Annotated in this window: 23 protein-coding genes; 14 read left to right on the forward strand and 9 right to left on the reverse strand. The window is 67.8% G+C overall.

Annotated features, from left to right (window positions below; all coding sequences use genetic code 11):
- Positions 1 to 184 precede the first annotated feature (184 nt).
- Positions 185 to 1741, forward strand: coding sequence for a methyl-accepting chemotaxis protein (locus CupriaWKF_RS25965; protein ID WP_276101305.1), 1557 nt, complete (start codon positions 185 to 187; stop codon positions 1739 to 1741).
- On the opposite strand, the gene CupriaWKF_RS25970 is transcribed toward CupriaWKF_RS25965, so the two are convergent.
- Both CupriaWKF_RS25970 and CupriaWKF_RS25975 read right to left on the reverse strand, forming a co-directional pair.
- Positions 1738 to 3105: an MFS transporter gene (locus CupriaWKF_RS25970; RefSeq protein ID WP_276101306.1), complete on the reverse strand. Its 1368-nt coding sequence runs from the start codon at positions 3103 to 3105 to the stop codon at positions 1738 to 1740. The two genes, CupriaWKF_RS25965 and CupriaWKF_RS25970, sit on opposite strands and share 4 nt — an antisense overlap.
- A gap of 3 nt (positions 3106 to 3108) precedes the next feature.
- Positions 3109 to 4032, reverse strand: a complete 924-nt coding sequence (locus tag CupriaWKF_RS25975) for an aldo/keto reductase (RefSeq protein ID WP_276101307.1) — start codon at positions 4030 to 4032, stop codon at positions 3109 to 3111.
- A 312-nt stretch (positions 4033 to 4344) separates the two neighbouring features.
- Here CupriaWKF_RS25975 and CupriaWKF_RS25980 point away from each other — a divergent pair, with 312 nt between their 5' ends.
- The 10 genes from CupriaWKF_RS25980 (at position 4345) to CupriaWKF_RS26025 (ending at position 13754) form a co-directional block, all read left to right on the forward strand.
- Positions 4345 to 5208, forward strand: coding sequence for a branched-chain amino acid ABC transporter permease (locus tag CupriaWKF_RS25980; protein WP_276101308.1), 864 nt, complete (start codon positions 4345 to 4347; stop codon positions 5206 to 5208).
- Positions 5205 to 6272, forward strand: a complete 1068-nt coding sequence (locus tag CupriaWKF_RS25985; protein WP_276101309.1) for a branched-chain amino acid ABC transporter permease — start codon at positions 5205 to 5207, stop codon at positions 6270 to 6272. Before CupriaWKF_RS25980 ends, CupriaWKF_RS25985 begins: the two co-directional genes overlap by 4 nt.
- On the forward strand, positions 6269 to 7021 hold the full coding sequence (locus tag CupriaWKF_RS25990) for an ABC transporter ATP-binding protein (protein ID WP_276101310.1): 753 nt from the start codon (positions 6269 to 6271) through the stop codon (positions 7019 to 7021). Before CupriaWKF_RS25985 ends, CupriaWKF_RS25990 begins: the two co-directional genes overlap by 4 nt.
- Positions 7014 to 7715 (forward strand): ABC transporter ATP-binding protein, encoded by a 702-nt coding sequence (locus CupriaWKF_RS25995; RefSeq protein WP_276101311.1) that lies wholly within the window; start codon positions 7014 to 7016, stop codon positions 7713 to 7715. The genes CupriaWKF_RS25990 and CupriaWKF_RS25995 overlap by 8 nt, the downstream gene beginning before the upstream one ends.
- Positions 7716 to 7884: 169 nt before the next feature.
- Positions 7885 to 8514: a CDP-alcohol phosphatidyltransferase family protein gene (locus CupriaWKF_RS26000; protein ID WP_276101312.1), complete on the forward strand. Its 630-nt coding sequence runs from the start codon at positions 7885 to 7887 to the stop codon at positions 8512 to 8514.
- Positions 8515 to 8532: 18 nt separating this feature from the next.
- Positions 8533 to 10308, forward strand: coding sequence for a bifunctional alpha/beta hydrolase/class I SAM-dependent methyltransferase (locus tag CupriaWKF_RS26005; protein WP_276101313.1), 1776 nt, complete (start codon positions 8533 to 8535; stop codon positions 10306 to 10308).
- On the forward strand, positions 10308 to 11708 hold the full coding sequence (locus tag CupriaWKF_RS26010) for a phosphatase PAP2/dual specificity phosphatase family protein (protein ID WP_276101314.1): 1401 nt from the start codon (positions 10308 to 10310) through the stop codon (positions 11706 to 11708). The genes CupriaWKF_RS26005 and CupriaWKF_RS26010 overlap by 1 nt, the downstream gene beginning before the upstream one ends.
- Positions 11698 to 12150 carry a hypothetical protein gene (locus CupriaWKF_RS26015; protein WP_276101315.1) on the forward strand — a complete coding sequence of 151 codons (453 nt, stop codon included), beginning with the start codon at positions 11698 to 11700 and terminating at the stop codon, positions 12148 to 12150. The genes CupriaWKF_RS26010 and CupriaWKF_RS26015 overlap by 11 nt, the downstream gene beginning before the upstream one ends.
- A gap of 7 nt (positions 12151 to 12157) precedes the next feature.
- Positions 12158 to 12793, forward strand: a complete 636-nt coding sequence (locus tag CupriaWKF_RS26020) for a lysophospholipid acyltransferase family protein (protein WP_276101316.1) — start codon at positions 12158 to 12160, stop codon at positions 12791 to 12793.
- 4 nt (positions 12794 to 12797) lie between these two features.
- A complete protein-coding gene (locus CupriaWKF_RS26025; RefSeq protein WP_276101317.1) occupies positions 12798 to 13754 on the forward strand; it encodes a phosphatidate cytidylyltransferase in 957 nt (318 codons plus the stop codon).
- Positions 13755 to 13788: 34 nt separating this feature from the next.
- Here the strand turns inward: CupriaWKF_RS26025 and CupriaWKF_RS26030 are convergent, their stop codons facing one another.
- From CupriaWKF_RS26030 to CupriaWKF_RS26050, 5 genes are all read right to left on the reverse strand, one after another.
- Positions 13789 to 14964, reverse strand: a complete 1176-nt coding sequence (locus CupriaWKF_RS26030) for an ABC transporter substrate-binding protein (protein ID WP_276101318.1) — start codon at positions 14962 to 14964, stop codon at positions 13789 to 13791.
- Between the two features lie 120 nt (positions 14965 to 15084).
- A complete protein-coding gene (locus CupriaWKF_RS26035; protein ID WP_276101319.1) occupies positions 15085 to 16446 on the reverse strand; it encodes a GntP family permease in 1362 nt (453 codons plus the stop codon).
- 140 nt (positions 16447 to 16586) lie between these two features.
- Positions 16587 to 16979 (reverse strand): RidA family protein, encoded by a 393-nt coding sequence (locus CupriaWKF_RS26040; protein WP_276101320.1) that lies wholly within the window; start codon positions 16977 to 16979, stop codon positions 16587 to 16589.
- Positions 16980 to 17015: 36 nt separating this feature from the next.
- A complete protein-coding gene (locus CupriaWKF_RS26045) occupies positions 17016 to 18479 on the reverse strand; it encodes a D-aminoacylase (RefSeq protein ID WP_276101321.1) in 1464 nt (487 codons plus the stop codon).
- 4 nt (positions 18480 to 18483) lie between these two features.
- Positions 18484 to 19404, reverse strand: a complete 921-nt coding sequence (locus tag CupriaWKF_RS26050; protein WP_276101322.1) for a MurR/RpiR family transcriptional regulator — start codon at positions 19402 to 19404, stop codon at positions 18484 to 18486.
- Positions 19405 to 19591: 187 nt separating this feature from the next.
- On the opposite strand from CupriaWKF_RS26050, the gene CupriaWKF_RS26055 reads away from it, so the two are divergent.
- The 3 genes from CupriaWKF_RS26055 to CupriaWKF_RS26065 are packed head-to-tail and all read left to right on the forward strand — an operon-like array spanning position 19592 to position 22499.
- Positions 19592 to 20860: an amino acid deaminase gene (locus CupriaWKF_RS26055; RefSeq protein WP_276101323.1), complete on the forward strand. Its 1269-nt coding sequence runs from the start codon at positions 19592 to 19594 to the stop codon at positions 20858 to 20860.
- Positions 20861 to 20872: 12 nt separating this feature from the next.
- The gene (locus CupriaWKF_RS26060) at positions 20873 to 21808 is read left to right on the forward strand and encodes a sugar kinase (RefSeq protein ID WP_276101324.1); all 936 of its coding nucleotides are present in this window, start codon (positions 20873 to 20875) and stop codon (positions 21806 to 21808) included.
- A gap of 49 nt (positions 21809 to 21857) precedes the next feature.
- Entirely contained in the window at positions 21858 to 22499 is a 642-nt protein-coding gene (locus CupriaWKF_RS26065; RefSeq protein WP_276101325.1) for a bifunctional 4-hydroxy-2-oxoglutarate aldolase/2-dehydro-3-deoxy-phosphogluconate aldolase, read from the forward strand.
- A gap of 106 nt (positions 22500 to 22605) precedes the next feature.
- On the opposite strand, the gene CupriaWKF_RS26070 is transcribed toward CupriaWKF_RS26065, so the two are convergent.
- Together CupriaWKF_RS26070 and CupriaWKF_RS26075 are read right to left on the reverse strand one after the other, a co-directional pair.
- Positions 22606 to 22722: an entericidin A/B family lipoprotein gene (locus CupriaWKF_RS26070; protein WP_224003445.1), complete on the reverse strand. Its 117-nt coding sequence runs from the start codon at positions 22720 to 22722 to the stop codon at positions 22606 to 22608.
- A 159-nt stretch (positions 22723 to 22881) separates the two neighbouring features.
- The gene (locus tag CupriaWKF_RS26075) at positions 22882 to 24204 is read right to left on the reverse strand and encodes a GGDEF domain-containing protein (protein WP_276101326.1); all 1323 of its coding nucleotides are present in this window, start codon (positions 24202 to 24204) and stop codon (positions 22882 to 22884) included.
- Positions 24205 to 24409 lie beyond the last annotated feature (205 nt).

Raw genomic sequence — 24409 nt, forward strand, 5'->3', positions numbered from 1 at the left:
GGGAGACACAGGCATCACTTCTTCGACGCGCGTGGCCGCTGATCGGACGCATTGCATCGCGTACCCCTCGAAAGTGGGGTGAGCAATGGTTGGTTTGTTCCGTTGCTTGCAGGCTGGAGCCATTGGCGTTCAGGGTTGCATCCCGTCCCAATGGCTCGTTCGTCGTCCCCACATCGTAAATGGAATGAAGACTCTGACCCTCAACCAACGGCTCTGGATCCCCTTTGGCCTGATCTGGATCGCCATGCTCGGCATCTGCACGTACGAGGCGTTCGTCACGCGCGCGGAGATGTTCGTCGGACGCCAACGCGAGATGCAGAGCGTCGCCGAGGCCTCGGTCAGCCTGATCGCGGCCATCGAGAAAGACGCCGCGAGCCAGGGTATGTCCGTTGAAGAGGCGCAGAAGCTGGCCAAGGATCGCCTGCGCCCGCTGCGCTTCGGCACGGACGGCTACGTCTCGATCACGGATTTCTCGGGCCGCTCGCTGATGCACCCGTTCAAGCCCGAGAACGAGGGCAAGAACCTGACCGCGATGAAGGATCCGAACGGCGTGGCCATCTACGTGGAAATCGCGAAGATCGCGAGCGGCCAGGGTGCGGGCTTTCTGAACTACATGTGGCCGAAGCCGGGCGCGAGCGAGCCGCTGCCCAAGGTCAGTTATATCAAGGCCTTCAAGACGTGGGAGTGGGCTGTCACCACCGGCGCCTACGTCGATGACATCGAGGCTGCATTCCGTCAGGCGCTGATCCACTCCATCCTGATGCTGGTGATCCTGGGCGGCGCAGCGACCCTGCTGGCCGCGTGGCTGCTGCGCGGCGTGCGCCGCGACCTCGGAGGCGAGCCGGCCTATGCCGCGTCGATTGCCAACAGCATCGCGGACGGCGACTTCACGCGCGAGATCGAGCTGCGTCACGGCGACACGGCGAGCCTGCTCTTCGCGATGCAGCGCATGCAGGGCAAGCTGGCCGGCACGGTGAGCGGCATCCGCGCCTCCGTCGAATCGGTGGCCACGGCCACCGCGCAGATTGCCGCGGGCAATTCGGACCTGTCGTCGCGTACCGAGCAGCAGGCGGCCTCGCTGCAAGAGACCGCCGCAAGCATGGAAGAGCTGACGACCACCGTGCAACACAATGCCGACAGCGCGCGCCAGGCGAGCGGACTGGCCGACAATGCGTCGGAGATCGCCAATCGCGGCGGCGAGGTGATGGAGCAGGTCATCACCACCATGACGCAGATTGCGGACAGCTCCGGGCAGATCGCCGACATCATCGGCGTGATCGAGGGCATTGCGTTCCAGACCAATATCCTGGCGCTCAATGCCGCGGTGGAAGCGGCGCGCGCGGGCGAGCAGGGGCGCGGCTTTGCCGTGGTGGCGGGCGAGGTGCGCAGCCTTGCGCAACGCTCGGCCGGGGCCGCCAAGGAAATCCGCACGCTGATCGGCACCTCGGTCGATCGCGTGCGCAGCGGTTCGGACCTGGTCACGCGCGCCGGCGCGACCATGACGGAGATCACGCAATCGATCCGCCGCGTGACGGACATCATGGGCGAGATTGCGGCGGCGTCCGTGGAGCAACGCACGGGCATCGAGCAGGTCAACCAGTCGGTGGCGCAGATGGACCAGGTGACGCAGCAAAATGCCGCGCTGGTCGAGGAAGCCTCCGCGGCGGCCCATTCGCTGGAAGAACAGGCGGCGGCACTGCGGCAGGCCGTCGCTGCGTTCCGGATTGCGCAGGCACACTAACGCGCTTGCGTCGCCGATGACGGCGCGGTGTTACGCGCCGAGGCGGGGGCCGGCTGCGCGAGCTGGTGTTCATGCCGGCGCCCCAGCCACCACCCCAGGAAGGCCCACAGCAGGGCCAGCGCGGCGCCGGTCAGCGCCACGGTGGCGGCATGGCCCGAAATCGCGTCGATAGCCGTCTTGACCCACGCGCTTACCGCGTCGCCGGCGCGGTACACCGCGGTATCGATAACGTTCTTGGCCTTGTACTTGGTTTCGGGGTCGACCACGGTGAACAGCATCTCCCGTCCCGGGCGCAGCAGCGCGTACTCGCCCACGCGGCGCAGGATCATCACGCTCGCGAGCACGCTGAAGGTCGGGAACATCGCCAGCAGCAGGAAGCCGGCGACCACCGCGAGCGGCACCATGGTCAGCAGCGCGGAAACCCCATAGCGGCGCGCCACGCGCCCCGAGAAGAACAACTGGATGATGATCGTCAGCGCCTGCACGGCGGCGTCGAGCGCACTGAATACCTGCGTCTGCCGCGCGCGCTCCGGAAACGCCTCCGCCACCAGGCGGGCCTGCTCGAAATACAGGAAGGTGCTTGCCGTGGCCAGCAGGATGACGAACAGGCTGATGCCCAGCAGGTACCGCGACCGCATCACCAGCGACAGGCCGGCCCACAGTCCGCCGCCGACGGGATGGGCCGGATCTGCGGCCACGGCGTCGCCAGGCTTCACAACGCCGGCGCCGGCGCGGCGGCGCCAGCCGAACAGCCAGCCCACGCCGGGCAGCGTGGCGGCCAGCAGGGCCGCGGACAGCAGCATCAGGCCGGTCAGCCCGATATGCGATACCAGCCAGCCGCCCATCACCGGGCCGGCCAGCCCGCCCGCGCTGGCGCCGGCCGCCAGCATCGCGAACAGCCGCCGGGCCTGCTCGGGGCGGAACACATCGGCCATCAGGCTCCATGCCACGGACACCACGAACAGGTTGAAGACCGAGAGCCAGACATAGAACACGCGTGCCAGCCAGACATTGTCCGGCACCGCATGCGTGGCCAGGGCAAAGCCGACCAGATTGGCGATGAAAAACGCGTAGACCCACGGCACGAAGCGCCGGCGCGGCAAACGCGCGCAGCACGCGCCATAGAGCGGAATCGCGGCCAGCATGACGACGAAGGTGGCCGTGAACAGCCATTGCAGGTTCTTCACGCCGCCGGCAATGCCCATGGTCTCGCGCACCGGGCGCAGCATGAAGTAGCTGGCGAACAGGCAGAAGAAGAACAGGAAGCCCGCGACAACGGCGCGCGTTTCGCCGGGGTGGATGCCCAAGCCATGGCGCAGCCGGGCAAGCGGGCCAGTGCGGGGCTGGGGCGGATGCTTGTCCATCGGCTACGCGAGCAGCGCCGCGATCCGCTCGCGCTGGCCGGCATCCGGCATGCGTCCGAGTCCGGCGCCGAGGTTGTCCGCCATGTTCCTGGGCTTGGACGTGGCGGGAATGGCCGCGGTCACGGCCGGATGGCTGACCACGAACTTCAGGAAGAGCTGGCCCCACGAACTGCAGTCGATCTCCCCCGCCCAGGGAGGCAGTGGCCTGTCCTTGACCGCGCGGAACAGGCGCCCGTCCTGGAACGGCCGGTTGACCAGGACCGCCACGCCGCGCGACTGGCACAGCGGCAGCAGCGTACGCTCGGCGCCGCGCTCCGCAATCGAATAATTGATCTGCACGAAATCGACGCGCTCGCTGCGCACGATCTGCGCGACGGTCTCCTGGGCGTCGTCGCGATAGTGGGTGATGCCGAGGTAGCGGATCTTGCCCTGTTCCCGGAGTCCGCGCATCCAGCGCAGGTTGTCGCGCCAGTCGATGAGGTTGTGGACCTGCAGCAGGTCCACCTTGTCGGTGTGCAGGTCGGCCAGCGAGCGTGCCCACTGCGCCTGGGCCGGTGCGCCGGCGGGGGCGGACACCTTGGTGGCCAGGAAGACCTTGCCGCGCGCGCCGCCGCTGCGCAGCAGGTCGCCGGTCACGGCTTCCGCGCTGCCGTAGCTCGGTGCGGTGTCGATGACCGAGCCCTGGTTCTGCAGCAACAGGCCCATGACCTCGGCCAGTGGCGCGCGTTCATCCGCACCGGTGCCGACGTTGAAGGTGTCGGCCGTGCCCATGCCGATCACGGGCAGGGCCTCGGTGGTGCCAGGGATGGTCCGCCGCATGGGTGCCGCTACCGTGGCTGCCGCGGCGATGCCGGCGGCAGCCACGAAGCGGGGTGCGGCGGCGAGTCCGGCGGCAATCGCAAGAAATGAGCGGCGGTCGATCGACATGGGCGGATTTCCAGGCACGGGTTGACCTTAGTCCCCTGCGATTGCCTTGTAAAGCATTCGGCCGGATTGGCCGGATTCCTGCCCGCACCCCGCCGCGGGTGGGGCCGGATTGCAAAAAGTGCGCACAGCCGCAACAATCCGCCCGATAAAGTGCTGCTGCCGCAACGGCGGCAGCTTGGTTGGGATTGACTCCGTCATCCTCGAAGCTGTACCCAGGCGCATGCCGAAGCGGGCCTCCGTGCCCGGGGTGCCGGAGCCAGGCCAGGGCCTTTCCTTGAATGCAGCGTTCCCGCACCGGGAGTACCGACCACGATGACGCGTCTACTGGGCGTGCTGTTTGACGGCCTGGCCTACGGCAGCCTGCTGTTCCTGATCAGCGTCGGCCTGTCGGTCACCATGGGGCTGATGAACTTCGTCAACCTCGCGCATGGCGCCTTTGCCATGCTGGGGGGGTATGTCGCCGTGGTGCTGATGAGCCGGGCAGGCGTACCCTTTCTGCTGGCGCTGCCGGCGGCATTCGCGGGCGCGGCGGCGGTGGGGTGGGTGCTCGAACGCACGCTGTACCGTCGCCTCTACCAGGCCAGCCACCTGGACCAGGTGCTGTTTTCCATCGGCCTTACCTTCATGGCAATGGCTGGCGCCAACTACCTGTTCGGCCCGGGCCAGCAGCCCGTGGAACTGCCCGGGACGCTGCGCGGCCAGGTGCGCGTGGGCGGACTGGAGCTGGGCGCGTACCGGCTGTTCCTGATCGGCGTGGTGGTGGTCGTGACGGCAGCGCTTGGCTGGCTGGTGGCGCGCACGCGTTTTGGCGCGCAGGTCCGGGCCGCGGTGGACAACCAGCAGGCCGCGCGCGGCCTCGGCATCAACGTAGGGCGCGTGTTCAGTCTGACGTTCGCGCTCGGCTCCGGCCTGGCAGGACTGGGCGGCGGGCTTGGCGTGGATGTCCTGGGACTGGACCCGGCGTTCCCGCTCAAGTACATGGTGTACTTCCTGCTCGTGGTCGCCGTGGGCGGGGCGGGGTCGATCCGGGGCCCGCTGCTCGCGGCGATGGTGCTCGGTGTCGTGGACGTGGCCGGCAAGTACTACGTGCCGGCGGTCGGCGCCTTTGTCATCTACGCGATGATGGTGCTGCTGCTGGTCCTGTTTCCCGCCGGACTGTACGGGAGGCGCGCATGAAGCTGCTGATGCGGCTGATGCGTGCGCTGCGCCCGGCCGCAGCTTCCCGCGAGACCGCTGGCTCCCCGGCGCCTGCGCGGCGAAAGCTGCCAGACGGGCACTGGCACCCGGCCGAGTTCATATTCTGGCTGCTGCCCGTGGTGGCCTTCTTTGCCTTGTCCGACTATCTTATCCTCGGCAGCCAGATCCTGATTACCGGGCTCTTCGCGTTGTCGCTGGACCTGATCCTCGGTTATGCGGGCATCGTCTCGCTGGGCCACGCGGCATTCTTCGGCCTTGGCGCCTATACCGCGGGGCTGCTCGCGGCGCATGGCTGGGGCGAGCCGTTCAGCGGCCTGCTCGCCGCCGCGGCGATTGCGGGCGTGGCTGGCTGGCTCTGCAGTTTCCTGGTGGTGCGCGGCGGTGACCTGACGCGCCTGATGGTGACGCTGGGCATCGGCCTGATGCTGTTCGAGGCGGCCAACAAGGCCGCTTTCGTGACGGGCGGCGTGCACGGCCTGTCCGGCGTGGTCATGGACCGCCTGTTCGGTGTCTTCGAGTTCGACCTGTCCGGCAGGACTGCCTACGTGTACAGCCTGGCGGTGATGTTCGTGCTGTTCCTGCTGCTGCGGCGCCTGACGCAATCGCCCTTTGGCCTGTCGCTGCGCGGCGTGCGCGAAGGCGTGCGGCGCATGCCGGCGCTGGGCGCGGATGTGCCGCGACGGCTACGTACCGTGTTCACGCTGTCGGCGGCGATTGCCGGTGTGGCCGGGGCGCTGCTGACCCAGACCACGCAGTTTGTCGGCATGGATATGCTGGGCTTTCCGCGTTCGGCCGAGTTGCTGGTCATGCTGGTGCTCGGCGGCGCCGGGCGGCTGTATGGCGCGCTGGCTGGCGCGGCGCTGTTCATGATTGCCCAGGATGTGCTCGCCGGCATCAACCCGGTGTACTGGCAGTTCTGGATTGGCCTGATGCTGGTGGTGATGGTGCTGTTCGCGAAAGGAGGCCTCATGGGGGCGGTCGATGCGGCGCGCGCCTGGCTGGCCGCGCGTGCGGGGCGGCAGCCCGAAGGCGGTGCGCCATGACTGGCTTGTTGCGGACCGAAGGCCTGTCGCGCCATTGGGGCGCGTTCGTGGCGAACAGCGAACTCTCGCTCAGCTTCGCGCCCGGCGCCCGCCATGCGCTGATCGGCCCGAACGGCGCGGGCAAGACCACGTTCATCAACCTGCTGACGGGAGCCCTGGCGCCCACCTCGGGGCGTATCTGGCTTGGCGGGCAGGACATCACGCGGCTGCCCCAGCATGCGCGCGTGCACCTTGGCATGACGCGGACATTCCAGATCAATACGCTGTTCCCGGGGCTGACGGTGCTCGAATCGGTAGTGCTGGCCGTGGCCGAGCGCACCGGGGAGGCGCACATGTGGTCGCGTACGGTGGCGTCGCAGCGCGCGCTGGTGGACGAAGCGATGGCGGTGCTGTCCAGCCTGGGGCTGGACGGCGAGGCGGATGTGGAGACGCGCCGGCTGCCGTATGGCAAGCAGCGCCTGCTGGAAATCGCGCTGGCGCTGGCGGCGCGGCCGTCGATCCTGCTGCTGGACGAACCCGCGGCGGGCATTCCGTCGGCGCAAAGCGCCGAGCTCTTTGAAGTCATTGCCGCGTTGCCGCGCGAGATGACGATCGTGTTCATCGAGCATGACATGGACCTGGTGTTCCGCTTTGCCGAACGCATCACGGTGCTGGTCGGCGGCAAGGTGCTCACCGAAGGCACGCCGGCCGAGATCGCCGCCGATCCGCGCGTGCAAGAGGTCTACCTTGGGGAGGCGGCGCATGGCTGAGTTGCTGCGCGTGGAAGCGCTGAGCGCGGGCTATGGCGACGCCGTGGTCATCGACGGCATCGACCTGGCGCTGGAAAGCGGGGACAGCCTGGCGCTGCTGGGCCGCAATGGCGTGGGCAAGACCACGCTGCTCGCCACGCTGATGGGTTTCACGCGCGTGCACCGGGGCACGCTGCGCTGGCAAGGGCGCGACCTGGCGTGCCTCCCGCCTCACCAGCGCGCCCAGGCCGGCATTGGCTGGGTGCCGCAGGAGCGATGGGTGTTTCCGTCGCTGACGGTGGAAGAGAACCTGAGCGCCGTGTCCCGGCCGGGGCACTGGACGCTCGCGCGCGTCTACGCGCTGTTTCCCCGCCTGCAGGAGCGGCGGCGCAACCTCGGCAACCAGCTGTCGGGCGGCGAGCAGCAGATGCTGGCCATTGCGCGCGCGCTGATGCTCAATCCCGCCTTGCTGCTGCTGGATGAACCCATGGAGGGCCTGGCCCCGATCATCGTGCAGGAACTCCAGCGCGTGATCGGCAAGCTGATCGGGCAGGGCGGGATGGCGGTGATCGTGGTCGAGCAGCACGCGCGGCTGGCGCTGGCCATGACACGGCGGGCCATGGTGCTCGACCGGGGCCGGGTGGCCCATGCATCCGACAGCGCGGGCCTGCTGGCGGACAAAGGGTGCCTGGATCGCCTGATGGGCGTAGGGTAGGCACTTCCGGCGGGATGGCCCGGGCCGGCTGCCGGCATAAATGTATCGAGGCAGTCACGATGGTTTGCGGAAACCCGAACTCCCGCTATGCTCCGCAGTCTGTGCCGGCAAGCTCACGTTCAGCGCCCCTGCAAGTCCGTGACGCGCGGCAGATCACCCGAGACCGAACATGACGCTTTACCAGATCAAACCGAAGTTCCAGGCCTTGCTGCGGCCCACCGTGGAGCGGCTTGCGGCGTCGGGCGTGACCGCCAACCAGGTCACCCTGGCGGCGGCGGCCGGTTCGTTCGTCGTCGGCGCGCTGACGGGCGGGCTGGCCTGGCTGCCCGGCGTGTTCCTGCTGATGCCGCTGTGGCTGTTCGCGCGGATGGCGCTGAACGCGATCGACGGCATGCTCGCGCGCGAACACGGGCAGCAAAGCGTGCTGGGCGCGTACCTGAACGAGCTGGGCGACATCGTATCGGACCTGGCGCTGACCATCCCCTTCGCCTGGGCCATGCCGTCGTCGGGCGGCGAGGTCATCCTGTTCGCCATCCTGGCCGTGGTGGCCGAATGCGCCGGGCTGATCGGGCCGCTGGCGGGCGCCAGCCGGCGCTATGACGGCCCGCTCGGCAAGAGCGACCGTGCGCTGGTCCTTGGCGCGCTTGGATTATGGGTGGGCTGCGGCCTGGGCCTCGGTCCCTACGGGCACTGGTTCTGGATCCTGCTGTCGCTGCTGTCCGTGGCGACCATCATCAATCGCGTACGTCACGGCGTGCAGGAGGCTCGCGAGAGCCAGGCCCGCCGCCCGGCGGTCTAACCTGTGGAGACGCACCGCGTGGAACGAACTCCGATCGAATCGCGCTTTGCCACCCATGACGGGCAGGAACTGTTCTACCGGCACTGGCCGGCCGCGAGCGGCGCGCCGCGCGGGGCCGTGCTCCTGTTCCATCGCGGGCACGAGCATTCCGGCCGCGTCGCGCACCTGGTGGATGAACTGAACCTGCCGGACCATGACTTCTTTGCCTGGGACGCGCGTGGCCACGGACGATCGCCGGGCGAGCGCGGCTACAGCCCCGGGCTGGCCTGTTCGGTGCGCGACATCCAGACCTTTGTCGAGCACATCGAGGCCGCGCACGGCATTGGCGTGGAGCACATGGCCGTGGTGGCGCAGAGCGTCGGCGCGGTACTGGTGGCGACCTGGGTGCACGACTACGCGCCACGCATCCGGTGCCTGGTAGCGGCTTCTCCGGCGTTCAAGGTCAAGCTCTATGTGCCGTTCGCGCGGCCGGGCCTGAAGCTGATGCAGCGGCTGCGCGGCAAGTTCTTCGTCAACAGCTACGTCAAGGCGAAGTTCCTCACGCACGATCCGCAGCGCGTGGCCAGCTACGACGCCGATCCGCTGATCACGCGGCCGATCGCCGTCAACATGCTGCTCGACCTCTACGACGCCGGCGAGCGCGTCGTGGCCGATGCCGGCGCCATCACCGTACCCACGCAGCTGCTGATTTCCGGCGCGGACTGGGTCGTGCATCGCGGCCCGCAGGATGCGTTCTTCGACCGCCTGGGCTCGCGCGTGAAGGAGCGCATCGTCCTCGACGGCTTCTACCACGATACGCTCGGCGAGCGTGACCGCGCATCCGCCGTGGCGGCGGCGCGGAACTTCATCGTTCGCGAATTCGACGCACCGTCCGAGCCCGTGTCATGGCTTGAGGCTGACCGCCGCGGGCCCTTCAAGGAAGAGTCCGACCGGCTGGCCGCGCCGCTGGCGGCGGCAAGCCCGGCCGGCATCTACTGGGGGACCGTGCGCGCCGGCTTGCGGTTGGGCGGCATGCTGTCCGAAGGCGTGCGCCTGGGTCACCAGACCGGCTTCGACTCCGGCTCGACGCTGGACTATGTCTATCGCAACCAGGCGACGGGCCGCTTCGGCATTGGCCAGGTTGTGGACCGCAACTACCTGGACGCCATCGGCTGGCGCGGCATCCGGCAGCGCAAGCTGCATGTGGAAGAACTGATTGGCGAGGCGATTCACCGCCTGCAGGCCGCGGGTGCCCCGGTGCACATCGTCGACATCGCCGCCGGCCACGGGCGCTACGTGCTGGAGGCCCTGACTTCGCAGCGCGGCAGCATCGACGGCAACGCCGTGGAGAGCATCCTGCTGCGCGACTACAGCGACATCAATGTCGAGCAGGGACGAAACCTGATCCGCCGCAAGGGGCTCGATCCGATTGCGCGCTTCGAGAAGGGCGATGCGTTCGATGCCGACAGTCTCGCCGCGCTGGACCCGGCGCCAACGCTGGCCATCGTCTCCGGCCTGTACGAGCTGTTCGGCGACAACGAGATGGTCGGCAGGTCGCTGCGCGGGCTGGCGCAGGCCGTGCGGCCGGGCGGTTATCTCGTCTATACGGGGCAGCCGTGGCATCCCCAGCTCGAGTTCATCGCGCGGGCGCTGACCAGCCACCGTGCGGGTTCGGCGTGGGTGATGCGCCGCCGCTCGCAGGCCGAGATGGACGAACTTGTCCGCCATGCCGGCTTTGAAAAGCTCGCCCAGCGCATCGATCCGTGGGGCATCTTCACGGTCAGCCTGGCACGAAGGAAAGGCGAGGGGCGCTGATGCAGCGCGACAGCGCATCGTATGGTCCCGCCGCGCTGGATCGGAACCCGGTGCCGGCGCCGGGCCGGCCGTGGCGCCTGGCAGCGGGTTTGCTCGCCGGCATGGGGGTGCTGTTCTTCTCTAGCTACGGCCTGGCCAACTGGCTGGCCAGCCAGCGCGCCGAGGTACCGTATTTCCACTTCGGCTGGGAGCGCGGGATTCCGTTCGTGCCGTGGACCATCGTGCCGTACTGGTCGATCGACTTGCTCTATGGCATTTCGTTCTTCCTCTGGCCGACGCGCGCCGACCTGCTGAGCCACGCGAAGCGCCTGCTCGCGGCCCAACTCGTCTCGGTGGCATGCTTTGTCGCGTTTCCGCTGCGCTTTGCCTTTGCGCGCCCCGAAGCCGACGGGTTGCCAGGGCAGCTTTTCACGTTGCTCGGCGGCTTTGACAAGCCCTTCAATCAGGCGCCGTCGCTGCATATCAGCCTGCTCGTGATCCTCTGGGTTGCCTATGCCGCGCATCTGCGTGGCGGCTGGCGCTGGCTGCTGCATCTCTGGTTTGCGCTGATCGGCGTGTCGGTCCTGACGACCTACCAGCACCACTTCATCGACATCCCGACCGGTTGGCTGGCCGGGTGGCTATGCGTATTCGCGTTTCCGCGGGAGCCAGCCGCGGCGGCCGGCTCGCCTGACGCCGGGCTTGCGCGCCGCTATGGGCTGGCGGCGGCGCTGCTGGCGCTGGCCTCGGTGGCGGCATTGAGCGTGTCGGTTGTGGCAAGTTTCCTGCTTGTGTGGGCGGCCATCGCGCTGGGCTGCGTGGCCATGATCTACCGTGCCGGCAAGCCGGGGGCATTCCAGAAGCGCGCGGACGGTACCCTCCCCATGTCGGCCTGGTGGGTGCTGTGGCCCTACGTGCTGGGCGCCTTCGCCAACTCGCGCTGGTGGACCCGGCGCCAGCCTGCCGTCAGCCGGCTGGCCGATGGCGTGTGGATCGGCCGTCTGCCTGGCGAAGCGGAGCTGCGCGATTCGGGGGCCGATGCCGTGCTCGACCTGACTGCGGAACTGCCGCGGCTGGTGACGGGCGTCGCTTACCGCTGCGTGCCCGTGCTGGACCTGACCGTGCCATCGCAGGCGCAATTGCAGGCCGGCGTCGAGATCATCGAGCGCTGGCGGCTGCAAGGGTGCACGGTGCTGGTCAGCTGCGCCCTTGGCTACTCGCGCAGTGCGCTGGTCGCGGCGGCCTGGCTGGGCGCGCACGCGCGCCTGCGTGATCCGCAGCAAGTGCTGGCCCGGTTGCGCCAAAGCCGTCCCGCCGTGGTGCTGGGCCCGCAGAGCGTTGCGGCATTGGCGCATTTCCTGCAAACCAACTCAGCCGATCCGCGGGATCCCGATACGCAAGGAGCCGCCCATGGTGACTGAAGCCGATCCCCGTCCCGCGTCCGGCAGCGAGGCCTGGGTGGCGCGTATTACTGCTGCCGCCATGCACGCAGCCTCCCGGCTGAATGGCGCGGGCCTGGTCCTGGCCATGGCCAACCTGCTGCTTGCCGGACTGTTCGCGCCCGCTGCGCTGGTCTACCTGGTTCTCGGGCTGGTGGCGGCCCTCATTGGCGTGGCCCAGCTCTGGCTGCTGGTCCGTATCGAGCTGGACCGTCGCTTGTTCGAGGCGCTTGCGGTCGCGGCGGATGCCGCTGATCTGGACGCACTCGACCAAGGGCTGGCCGCCCTCGGCTGGCAGGCGCCCGGGCGTGCGGGCCGCTCGCTGGCGGAGCGCTCGCGCGCGACGCTGCGCTTCCTGAAATTTGCGGGTGCACTGACAGCGGCGCAGTTGCTGCTCGCGCTTCTTTTGCTGCTACTGAGATGAGTTCGCCATGACCTGGCCTTCACGACTGGCGGCGCGCGCCATCATCCTGTTCGCGCAGGCGCTGACCGGCATGCAGGCGCGCTGGAACGGCTGCCTGCCCGCCGCGGTGCAGCGTGTCTACTTTGCCAACCACAGCAGCCATGGCGACTTCGTGCTGATCTGGGGCTGCCTGCCGCCGGACCTGCGCGCGGCGACGCGGCCCGTGGCCGGCGCGGACTATTGGGAAGCGTCGCCGGTGCGGCGCTTCATCGGGCGCGATGTCTTTCGTGCGCTGCTGATCGACCGCACCGGCGGGCGCGACGGCACCGCCCCTGACCCGGTGGCCCAGATGGAGCAGGCGCTGCGTGCCGGCGCCTCGCTGATCATCTTCCCTGAAGGCACGCGCAATACCACTGACGAGCGGCTGCTGCCGTTCAAGAGCGGCGTGTTCCATCTGGCGCGGGCGTGCCCGGACATCGAGTTCGTGCCGGTGTGGATCGACAATCTCAACCGTGTGATGCCGAAGGGCGAGGTCATCCCCGTGCCGCTGCTGTGCACCGTAACCTTTGGCACGCCGCTGCGGCTGCAGCCCGAAGAAGCGAAAGAATCGTTCTTGTCCCGCTGCCGGCAGCAACTGCTCGCGCTGGCGCCGGCGCTGGAGTAAAGCCATGTCTAGTATCCAGGTTATCCACGAAACCCGCGTGCTGTTTGGCGGCGTGCTGTGCGTGCTGTTGCTGGCCTCGCTCGTGACCGCGCTGCTGCGCCGGCGCGTGGCGGGCGGCGCGCCCCACGCGGTTATCGACAACCTCGCGGCCCGGGTGTCGGCATGGTGGTGGATGGTGGCCATCCTCGGCATTGCCTTCGCCATGGGGCGCACGGCGATCATCGTCCTGTTCTGCCTGCTTTCGTTCTACGCGCTGCGAGAGTTCATTACGATCACCACGACCCGGCGCGGCGACCATCGCGCCATCGTGGCCGCATTCTTCGTCTTCCTGCCGTGCCAGTACCTGCTCGTCTACATCAGCTGGTACGGGCTGTTCTCGATCTTCATCCCGGTCTATGCGTTCCTGATCCTGCCGATCCTCTCGGCGCTGTCTTCGGAAACCACGCGCTTTCTCGAACGCTGCGCGGGCGTGCAGTGGGCGGTGATGATCTGCGTGTTCTGCATCTCGCACGTCCCGGCGCTGCTCACGCTGCCGATTCCGGGCTACGAGGATCGCAACCTGCTGCTGATCGCATTCCTGGTGATCGTCGTGCAGGGCAGCGACGTGCTCCAGTATGTATGGGGCAAGCTGCTCGGCAAGCGCAAGATCGCGCCGTTGCTGTCGCCGTCGAAGACGGTCGAGGGCTTTGTGGGCGGCGTCGCCAGCGCGACGGCGCTGGGGGCATCGCTTTGGTGGATCACGCCTTACGGTTCACCCTGGAAGGCCGGTGCGATCGCGCTGGTCATCGCCCTGATGGGGTTCCTGGGCGGCCTGGTCATGTCGGCGATCAAGCGCGACCGCGGCATCAAGGACTGGGGCCACATGATCGAGGGCCACGGCGGCATGCTGGACCGCCTGGACTCGGTGGTATTCGCCGCCCCGGTTTTCTTTCATCTCACGCGCTACTGGTGGGTGCCCTGAGCGGCGCGAACGCGGAAGCAGGGCGGCGAGGGCCTTACTTGCCTGAGTCCTTCACGTCGGCAAACTTGTCGAACTCGATGTTGTACAGCTCGCTGCCACGCTTCTCCACCTTGCGGATGTAGACGGTCTGGACGACGTCCCGCGTGGCCGGGTCGATCATGATCGGCCCGCGCGGGCTCATGATCTTCATGCCCTTGAGCGCGCCCAGGATCTTGTCGCCATCGGTCGCGCCGTTGGTCTGCTTCAGTGCCTCGTAGATGGCAGCCATGCCGTCATAGGCCGCGACAGCCATGAAGTTCGGGCGGCCCGCGCCGGGATTCGCAGCGGAATAGGCGCTCAGGAAAGCCTTGTTCTCGCGCGAGTCGTGCGCCATCGAATAGTGGAACGAGGTGATCACGCCTAGCGTCGCGTCGCCCATGGCGGGCAGCACGTGGTCATCGGTCAGGTCGCCGGTGGCGATCACGCGGATGCCGGCCTCGGCCAGCCCGCGCTCGCGGAAGCCCTTCATGAAGGCCACGCCCAGTTCGCCGGCGGGCAGGAACAGGAATACCGCCTCAGGCTTCGCGTCCTTGATGCGCTGGATGAACGGTGCGAACTCCGGGTTGCGCAGCGGCACGCGGATGGACTCGATCACCTGTCCGCCGCCACCGATGAAGTTGGTCTTGAACGCGGTCTCCGCATCGATGCCGGGCGCGTAATCGGCGACCAGCGTGACCACCTTGCGCACATTGTTCTTCACGGCCCAGGTGGCCATGGGCGCGGAAATCTGCGGCAGCGTCATCGACACGCGCGCAATATAGTTCGACTTGGTGGTGATGACCGACGAGGCCGCGTTGAAGATCACCATCGGCTTCTTCGCCTGTTCCGCAACCGGCGCGACCGCCAGGGCCTCCGGCGTCAGGCCGAAGCCGGCCAGGATGTCGACCTTGTCGCGTACCACCAGCTCCTGCGCCAGGCGCTTGGCGACGTCGGGCACCGGTCCCGTGGTGTCCTTCATGATGACCTGCACCTTGCGGCCCGCCACGGTATCGCCATGCAGCGACTGGTAGGCCTTCACGCCGGCTTCCATCTGCTTGCCGTAATCGGCGAAGCTGCCGGAAAAGGGCGCGATCAGGCCGATCCTGACGGGGTCGGCGGCCTGCGCCGCGGTCGACAGCAGGGCGAGGGCGCCGCAGGCCAGGATGGCGCGCTGCAACAGCGTGAAGGTCATGGAGGGTCTCCTCGATAGGACGTGTGCGGCACTCGCGGCCGCATCGAGGAGGGAGTGTAGGAGGGCGCCCGGACCAAGGCAATCCCGATTGACACGGGTGCCCTGGCCCGGTTCAGACGGTCAGACGACGGTGGCGAGCGCCAGGGTCAGCAGCAGGGCGACCACCGAGATGAGGGTCTCGCAGACCGACCAGGTCTTGAAGGTCTGGGTCACGGTCATGTTGAAGTACTCCTTGACCAGCCAGAAGCCGCCGTCGTTCACGTGCGACAGGATCAGCGAGCCGGCGCCGGTGGTCAGCACCAGCAGTTCGGGGCGAGTTCCCGGCACGTTGGCGGCGATCGGGGCGACGATGCCGGCGGCGGTGGTCATGGCCACGGTGGCCGAACCGGTGGCGATGCGGATCATCACGGCCACCAGCCAGCCCAGCAGCAGCACCGAAACGTGGGCGTTGGTGGCCACGTCGACGATGGCATTGGACACGCCCGAGTCGCGCAGGATGCGGCCGAAGCCACCACCCGCGCCAACCACCAGCGTGATGATGGCCGTAGGCGCCACGCACTCGTTGGTGAACTTGAGAATCGCCTCGCGGTTGAAGCCGCGTGCCTTGCCGAAGGTGTAGAAGCTCACCAGAGCGGCGATCAACAGCGCTATCACCGAGTTGCCGATCAGCTTGAGGAAATCGTTGGCGAAGGTCTTGGGCGTGGTGAACAGGTCGGCCCAGCTGCCGATCAGCATCAGGATCACGGGCAGCAGGATGGTGAACACCGTAATGCCGAAGCCGGGCAGCTGGTGCGAGGCCTTGACGCCTTCGTCTTCCTCGGTGAACTGCGTGGCCAGCGGGTTGACGTCGGGCAGCTTGACGTAGCGGTCCATCAGCTTGGCGAACAGCGGGCCGGCAATGGCCGCGGTCGGGATGCCCACGATCAGCGCGTACATGATGGTCTTGCCGATATCCGCGCCGTATGCCGTCACGGCCAGGAGAGCGGCCGGGTGCGGCGGGATCAGGCCGTGGACGACCGACAGGCCGGCCACCATCGGGATGCCGACCAGCACCATCGACGTGCCGGTGCGCTTGGCGACGTTGAAGGCAATCGGGATCAGCAGCACGAAGCCGACTTCGAAGAAGACCGGCAGGCCGACGATAAAGGCGATGGTGACCATCGCCCAGTGCACGTTTTTCTCGCCGAAGAAATCGATCAGCGTGGTCGCGATGCGCTCGGCGCCGCCGGACTCGGCCATCATCTTGCCGAGCATGGTGCCGAGGCCGATCACCAGCGCGATATGGCCGAGGGTGCCGCCAACGCCGGCTTCGAACGACTTGATGATGTCGCCCATCGGCATGCCCACGGCAAAGCCGAGCAGGACCGAGACGACTACCAGGGTGATGAAGGGGTTGAGCTTGAAGCGCGCGATCAGCACGACCAGGGCGATCACGGCGATCAGCGCGTACACCAACAGTGTGGTTCCGGTGACGGCACCCATGTTGTCTCCTCTTGTGGAAAAAAAGCCGCTTTTGACGGCAAGGTTTGTAGTTCAGTTCATGTCCCGCCCGGGTCGCGGGCGGGGGATAATACAGTCAGGCAATCCGCTGACAGTCGGCTGACAAGCAGCAGGCGATCGGCTCAGGCCGCCGGCCTCTTGTAGGCAATGCAGTCCACTTCGACCTTGCAGTCCACCACCATGCTGGACTGCACGCAGGCACGGGCGGGCGGGTTGGCGCCGAAGTATTCCTTGAAGATCTTGTTGAACGAGGCGAAGTCGCGCGCATCGTCCAGCCAGACGCCGCAGCGCACCACGTGCTCGGGACCGTAGCCGGCCTCGGCCAGGATGGCCAGCACGTTCTTGATGGCCTGGTGGGTCTGCACGACGATGCCGCCGTCGACCAGTTCGCCGTTGACCATCGGCACCTGGCCGGAAACGTAGAGCCAGCCGTCGGCCGCCACCGCGCGGGCAAACGGCATGTGCTGGCCGCCCTGGCCGGTGCCGCCTTCTACGCCGAATCGCTTGATATCCATGAATACTCCTGAAATCGGGTGAAACAAAGAGGGAAGTCAGGCCGCGGGGCGGGCGCCGCGCGGCAGGAACCGGCCGGCGCGCACGCCGGTGGGCTGGCGCTGCTGCCAGGACAGCTCGCCGTTGACCCAGACCGCGGCAATGCCTTCGGCCGGTTGCATCGGATCGGTAAAGCTGGCCGCGTCACGGATGGTGTTGGCGTCGAACAGCACCAGGTCGGCGCAATAGCCTTCACGCACGAAGCCGCGGCCGGCCAGGCCGAAGCGCTCGGCCGACATGCCGGTCATCTTGTTGACGGCGACGGCGAGCGGGAACAGCTCGCGATCGCGCGCATAGTGGCCGAGCACGCGCGGAAACGCGCCCCACAGGCGCGGATGCGGCAGCGGATCGTTGGGCAGGCCGTCCGAACCCACTACGGTGGCCGGGTGGCTCAGGATGCGGTCGACGTCGGCGTCTTCCATGCAGTGGTAGACGGCCCCGGCCGGCATCAGGCGGCGCGCGGCCTCATGCAGGTCGACCTGCCATTCGGCCGCGATCTCGGCCAGCAGGCGGCCGCCCATCTCGGGCGCGCCTTCGGACCAGGTCACCATGATGTCGAAGTCTCCGGTGACCTGCTTGAGGTCCAGCGTCGACGAACTGGCGGTGTAGGGATAGCAGTCGCAGCCGACGGGCTGCCAGCGCTGCGCGCCATCGAGCGCATCGAGCACTTCGGTGCTGCGGCCCCAGTTGGGCACGCCGGCGCATTTCAGGTGCGAGATCACCACGGGCACGCGCGCGTGGCGGCCAATGCGGAACGCTTCGTCCATCGCGTCGAGGATCTCGGCGAACTCGCTGCGCAGGTGCGTGGCGTAGAGCGCCCCGGCATTGGCGAGCGGCTCGGCCAGGGCCAGTACTTCTTCAGTCGGGGCGCAAAAAGCGTTGGCATAGGCGAGGCCGGTTGAGAGCCCCAGCGCGCCATGCTGCAGCGCCTCTTCGAGTTGCGCGCGCATGGCGGCGATCTCCTCCGGCGTGGCGGCGCGGTCCAGGCGGTCCATCTGGTTGCTGCGCAGCGCGGTATGGCCGACCAGTGCCGCGACGTTGACGGCCGGCTGTGCGGCGTCGACGGCTTCCACATACGAGCGGAAGTCCGGGTAGCGGAAGGCATCCGCATGCCCGAGCAGGTTCATCGGGTCGGGCGGATCGCCCGACAGCGTGACGGGCGCCGCGCTGATGCCGCAGTTGCCGACGATCACGGTAGTGACGCCTTGCGAGAGCTTGGGCGTCATTTCAGGTTGGCGGACCACGTTGGTGTCGTCGTGCGTATGCACGTCGATGAAGCCAGGCGACAACACCAGGCCGTGGCCTTCCACCACGTGGGCGGCGGAGTCGGGATCGATGGCGCCGGCTTCGTCGATGCGCGCAATCAGGCCATCGCGCAGCGCCACGTCGGCCATGCGGGCCGCGGCGCCCGAGCCGTCGAGCAGCGTCACGCAGCGGATCAGGGTATCGAACAGGTGTGGCATAGGTTCAGTCTCCCAGCGGCTGGCGGCCGTCCGGGCCGGCGCCGTCGTCGTGCCCGTTCTCGCCGCCGGGGCCGCGGTGGGCGTCGAGCACGTATTTCAGGCGGCGCAGCCGTTCCTTGCTCTGGTCCTGGCGCAGCAGCGCGCACTGCGTGGCCAGCACGTCCAGCACCAGCAGCATGGCGTAGCGCGAGGCCGACGGCTTGAAGATGAAGTCGGTCTCGAGCGTGCGCACGGGCAGCAGCACGTCGGCGCGCGCGGCCAGCGGCGACCCGAGCGCGGTCACGGCCACGAGCGTGGCGCCGTATTCGCGCGCGATATCGCAGCTCGCCAGCATCTCCGGCACGCTGCCGCTCGCCGAAAACGCGAGCACCACGTCGTCGCGGCTGAGCGTTGCCGCCACCATCTTCTGCAGCAGCGCGTCCTGGTAGCTGGCCACGGGCTGGCCCAGCCGCGCCAGGCGGTGGCGCGCCTCGTCAGCCATGAAGGACGAGCCGCCGCCCATGCCAAAAGCGTAGACCATGCGTGCGCCCAGCAACAGGCGCGCGGCCTGCTCGACACGGTCGGCATCGATCAGCTTGCGGTTGACTTCGAGCGCGGCGAGCACGTCGGCATGGATGCGGTCGGCCAGCGTCGCCGGGGTGTCGGCAGGCGCCGGCATGCCGTCCGGCTGCAGGAAGCGCATGCCCACCGCGGTGGCCTGCGCCAGCCGCAGCTTCAGGTCGCGCACATCGCGGCAGCCGATGGCCTTGGCAAAGCGCGTCACGCTGGCTTCGCTCACGCCGGCCTTGCGCGCCAGTTCGTTGATGCTGGCGGCCGCCGCGCCGGCAAGGTCTTCCAGAACGACTTGCGCCACCTTCTGCTCGGCCAGGCGCAGCGCGGGGCCGCGCTCGGCGATGCGGGTCAGGATATCGAAGGGCGCGGTCATGGCTCGTGAAGGTCCTGGGCTGGCGAAGGGCTATAACTGGTAGTGCCAACCCGGTTGCGAGGCGGCGGCACTGACTCCAGTCAAGCCGCCAGTCCGGGAACGGCGTGTTACTTTATAACAAGGATGAAATATCGTAATTTCGGGGATATCATTACGTCAATCAGATTTTTTCAGGGTGATGACAGGCATGCGTGAAACAAAGTATCAGGCCGGTGTGATCGATCCGCTCAACAAGGCACTGGGCAGGCTGGAAGCCCCGCTTGCCCCCGAAGACGCCGGCCAGACCGGCTGGAGCCTGCTGCAGGAGGAGCTCAGCCTGCCAGCCGCGGTGCTTTACGAGGAGCGCCTGTCTCACAACCTGGAATGGATGCGCCGCTTCATGCGTGAGTACGGCGTGCAGCTTGCGCCGCATGGCAAGACGACCATGGCGCCCAAGCTGTTTGCGCGCCAGCTTGGCGCGGGCGCCTGGGGCATTACGCTGGCGACCGCGCACCAGACTGCCGCGGCCTACGCCCACGGGGTGCGCCGTGTGCTGATGGCCAACCAGCTGGTGGGCCGCCGCAATATGGAAATCATTGCCGACCTGCTGCGCGATCCTGGCTTCGAGTTCTTCTCGCTGGTCGATTCCGCGGACCTGGTGGACCAGCTCGGCGCGTATTTCCGCAAGCGCGGCCAGACGCTGCAGGTGCTGCTGGAGCTGGGTGTGGAGGGCGGACGCACCGGCGTGCGCGACGCCGTGCAGCAGGCAGATGTGCTGGCGGCGCTGGCGCGCTGGCCGGACGCGCTGTCGCTGGCGGGCGTGGAGATCTATGAAGGGGTATTGAAGGAAGAGGCCGATATCCGCCGTTTCCTGCAACGCACCGTGGCGGTCACCCGCGAGATCGCGCAGCAGGGCCGCTTTGGCCGCAGCCCGGTGATCATGTCGGGTGCCGGCTCGGCCTGGTACGACGTAGTGGCGGAAGAATTTGCCCGCACCGATATCGGCATGCCGATCGAGGTGGTGCTGCGCCCCGGCTGCTACCTGACGCATGATGTGGGCATCTACAAGGCCGCGCAGGAGCGCATCCTGGCGAGCAACCCGGTGGCACAGAAGATGCGCGAAGGCTTGCTGCCCGCGCTGCAGCTGTGGGCCTATGTGCAATCCGTGCCCGAGCCTGACCGGGCCATCATCGGCATGGGCAAGCGCGACGCGGCGTTCGACGCCGGCATGCCGATTCCGGCGGTGATCTACCGCCCGGGCAGCGCCGCGCCGGTGGCGGTGCCCGCGCACTGGGAAGTCACGGGCATGATGGACCAGCATGCATACCTGCAGATCCACGCGGGTGACGATATACGGGTCGGCGACATGATCGCCTTCGACATCTCGCACCCGTGCCTGACCTTCGACAAGTGGCGGCATATTCCCGTACTGAACGGCGACATGCGCGTCATCGACATTGTCCAGACTTTCTTCTGAGACGAGCACGCCATGAGCATCGATATCCTGGCCTATGGCGAGCCGCTGGTGGAGTTCAACCAGCAGCCCGACGACCCGAGCCGCTACCTGCAGGGATTTGGCGGCGACACTTCGAACTTCTGCATCGCGGCCGCGCGGCAGGGCGCCACCACGGGCTACATCAGCGCGGTGGGTGCCGACAGCTTCGGCGAACGGCTGATGGCGCTGTGGACGAGCGAGCGCGTGGACACGCGCCACGTCCGCGTCGATCCCTCGGCGCCGACCGGCGTGTACTTCGTTAGCCATGACAACCATGGCCATCGCTTCGACTACCTGCGCGAAGGCTCCGCCGCGGCCCGCTACCATCACGAGCAGCTGCCGCTGGCCGCGATCGCGCAGGCCAGGTTCCTGCACCTGTCGGGCATCAGCCTGGCGATCAGCACAAGCGCCTGCGACGCTGGCCTGGCCGCTATGGAGCATGCGCGCAAGGCCGGCGTGAAGGTGTCGCTCGATACCAATCTGCGGCTGCGCCTGTGGTCGCTGGCGCGGGCGCGCGGCATCATGCGCGAGGCGTTCTCGCTCACGGATGTATGCCTGCCCAGCTGGGATGACATCACCGTGCTGACCGGACTCGATGACCGCGACGCGATCGCCGACTACCTGCTTGGCTGCGGCGTTGGCCTGGTGGCGCTCAAGCTCGGCGAAGAGGGCGCCTACGTGGCCACGGCCGAATCGCGCACGCTGGTGCCGCCGTTTGCCGTCACGCCTGTCGATGCCACGGGTGCTGGCGACTGCTTCGGTGGCAGCTTCGTCGCGCGGCTTGCCGCGGGCGCCGATCCGTTCGAGGCCGCGCGCTATGCGAACGTGGCCGCGGCGCTGTCCACCACGGGATATGGCGCGGTGGCGCCGATTCCTTCCGCGGAGACCGTGCTCGCCAGGCTGGCGCAGTCGGTGTCCGTGATTGCCTGACCGATTGATTTCCCGATCCAACTTCTAGTCCGCAACGATCCAGACTGCCATGCAAGTTCAAACTTCCCCGCTGCTCGCGCGACTGGCCAATGTGCCGGTCATTCCTGTCCTGGAGTTCGGTTCCGTCGACGAGGCCCTGCATGTCAGCGAAGCGCTGGTGGCCGGTGGCCTGCCGCTGCTGGAAATCACGCTGCGCACGCCGGTGGCGATGGACGCGATGCGCGCCGTGGCCGCGAAGGTTCCGGGCGCTTGCGTGGGCGCCGGCACGGTGCTGACCGTGGAGCAGCTCCATGCCGTGCGCGACGCCGGCGCTCAGTTTGCCGTATCGCCGGGGCTGACGCCCGCGCTGGCCGCAGGTGCGCAGGATGCCGGCATCTCGCTGCTGCCGGGCGTGGCGACGGCCAGCGAGGCCATGGCGGCGCTGGAGGCCGGCTTCACTTTCCTGAAGTTCTTCCCGGCGCAGGCCGCGGGGGGCGTGCCGATGCTCAAGTCGCTGTACGGGCCGCTGTCGCAGTTGCGTTTCTGCCCGACCGGCGGGATTGACGCCACGCTGGCGCCGACCTACCTTGCCTTGCCGAACGTGGTGTGCGTAGGCGGTTCCTGGGTCGTGCCCAAGGACGCCGTCGCCGCCGGCGACTGGGGCCGCATCCGCAAGCTGGCCGAAGAGGCTGCGGCACTGCGGCGGGGCTGAGCCGCCGGACGCTGTCGCGCATACGGCATGAACGGAAAAACGGCACGCATTGCGTGCCGTTTTTCCTTGGGGGCGCCGAGCCCCTACAAGAAGAGGGGCTTGCCGCTTACTTGTGGCGGTCTGCCGCGCCTTCCAGTTTCTGGCCGCCGCGCTGGATATCCTGGCCAAGTCCGGCCATGGTATTGCAGCCAGCCAGCAGGGTCGCGAACAGTACGCACCAGATCCAACCTTTCTTCACGCCGGGCTCCTTACAGGTCATGGACATTTTGGGCAGATTTTACCGCCAGTGCCGATTGGCATCACATTTCATGTGTCGCAATTTGTAAATGGCAGGCGCCTGCGCACCCGGGCCGCGTCGCGACGGGCGCACGGCTCAGGCATATCAAGTGGCCGGCCCGAGCAGTTCCCTGGCGCGCTGCTGGATTGCCCAATGAGTCTGCGCAAGCCAGGCTGCCGGAAATGGCTGGGCGAGCAGATAGCCCTGGATGCTGTGGCAGCCCCAGCCGTGCACCTGCTCCAGCTGCTTGCGTGTTTCCACTCCCCTGGCACAGACCACGGCCCCTGCCTTGCGTGCCACCGCGCAGGCCGCTTGCAAGCCGGCAGCCGCATTGGCGGGCTGGTGGGCGTGGCCGAGACTGCGCACGTCCAGCGTGACACGGTCGGGCCGCAGCCAGTCAAATGTCTCCAGGCATTCTGGCCGGCTATCGAAATCGCTGAGCGAAAGCTGGAGGCCGCGCCGGCGCAATGCCTCGAACCTGGCGAGCAGTTCTGCGTCGTCCGGCAGGTTGGTGCAGGGCACCTCGACGCAAAGCCGCTGTGGCGCGATGGCTCCGGCATCGAGGGTACGCGCGAGCGCGTCGATCATATCCAGTTGATGCAGTTGGGCGCTGGATGCCTGCAGGGTGAACTGCAGCGGACCGATATCCGCTGCCGCGCGCGCCAGCGGCGCCAGGCTCCCGAGCAGCCAGTTACCCACCGGTCCCATCAGTCCGAGGTTTTCCAGCGCCGGCAGGAAGTCCTGCGGCGCCACCCTGCCCAGAGCGGGATGGCGCCAGCGCAGCCGCACGGAGTAGCCGCTGATCCGCGCGCCCTCGAAATGAGCCATGGGCTGGAGGTGCAGGCTGAGTTCGCCGCGCTCCAGAGCATGGGGCAAGGCCGCGACCATCTGGTCCGCCGCAGGCGTGCCGGCGCGCATGGCACTGCCCAGCCCGTGGCCCCCCTGGCGGCAGATGCGAAGCATGGCGTCAAACGCCTGCTGCAGAATGCGCTCGGCTGCTATGTCGGGGTGGTCCAGGGCCACACCGATGCTGCAGGACAGGAACAGCTCAAAGCCATCGAGCGAGAAAGGGCGCGCCAGTTCATCGGCCATGCGCTGTCCCAGCCGCGCCGGATCCTGCGTCGCGGCCGACAGTGGGGTGACAACGGCCAGGTCGGCGGGCCCCAGCCAGTACATACGGGCTTCCGGCAGCAGCCAGCGCGCCAGGCGCGCCTGTACGAGCTGGCGCAGGCGCGCCGCCCCTTTGGGTCCCACGGATTCGCAGGCGCTGGCAAAGCGATCCAGTCGAATGACGAGAATGACCAGTTGCGTGCCGCCTGAGGAGGCGCGGCAATTCGCCAGCGCAGCCACGAAGGCGGCGGGCTGGACCATGTCGTACGCATTTCCGGCACTCTGACCAGCGCTGTCGCTGGCGTCGTCTTGGTGCATGCGATCCATTTTGCGGACCAGGCCGGCAAGTCGCCAGCCACTGTCCGCGCTTTCCCGTTCTGCAGTGATTCTCGAATTCTGCCACCGCGATCACACAATTGCCGCGCAGGCATATCGCGATGACTGGTGTGTTGCAGATTCGATCATACGGCAGCGAGGGCGCCAGGAGCGTGCCGCCGGGTCGTCAACGCAGATTTGGCCGGCA

The sequence above is a fragment of the Cupriavidus sp. WKF15 genome, from assembly GCF_029278605.1.
Classification (GTDB): Bacteria; Pseudomonadota; Gammaproteobacteria; order Burkholderiales; family Burkholderiaceae; genus Cupriavidus.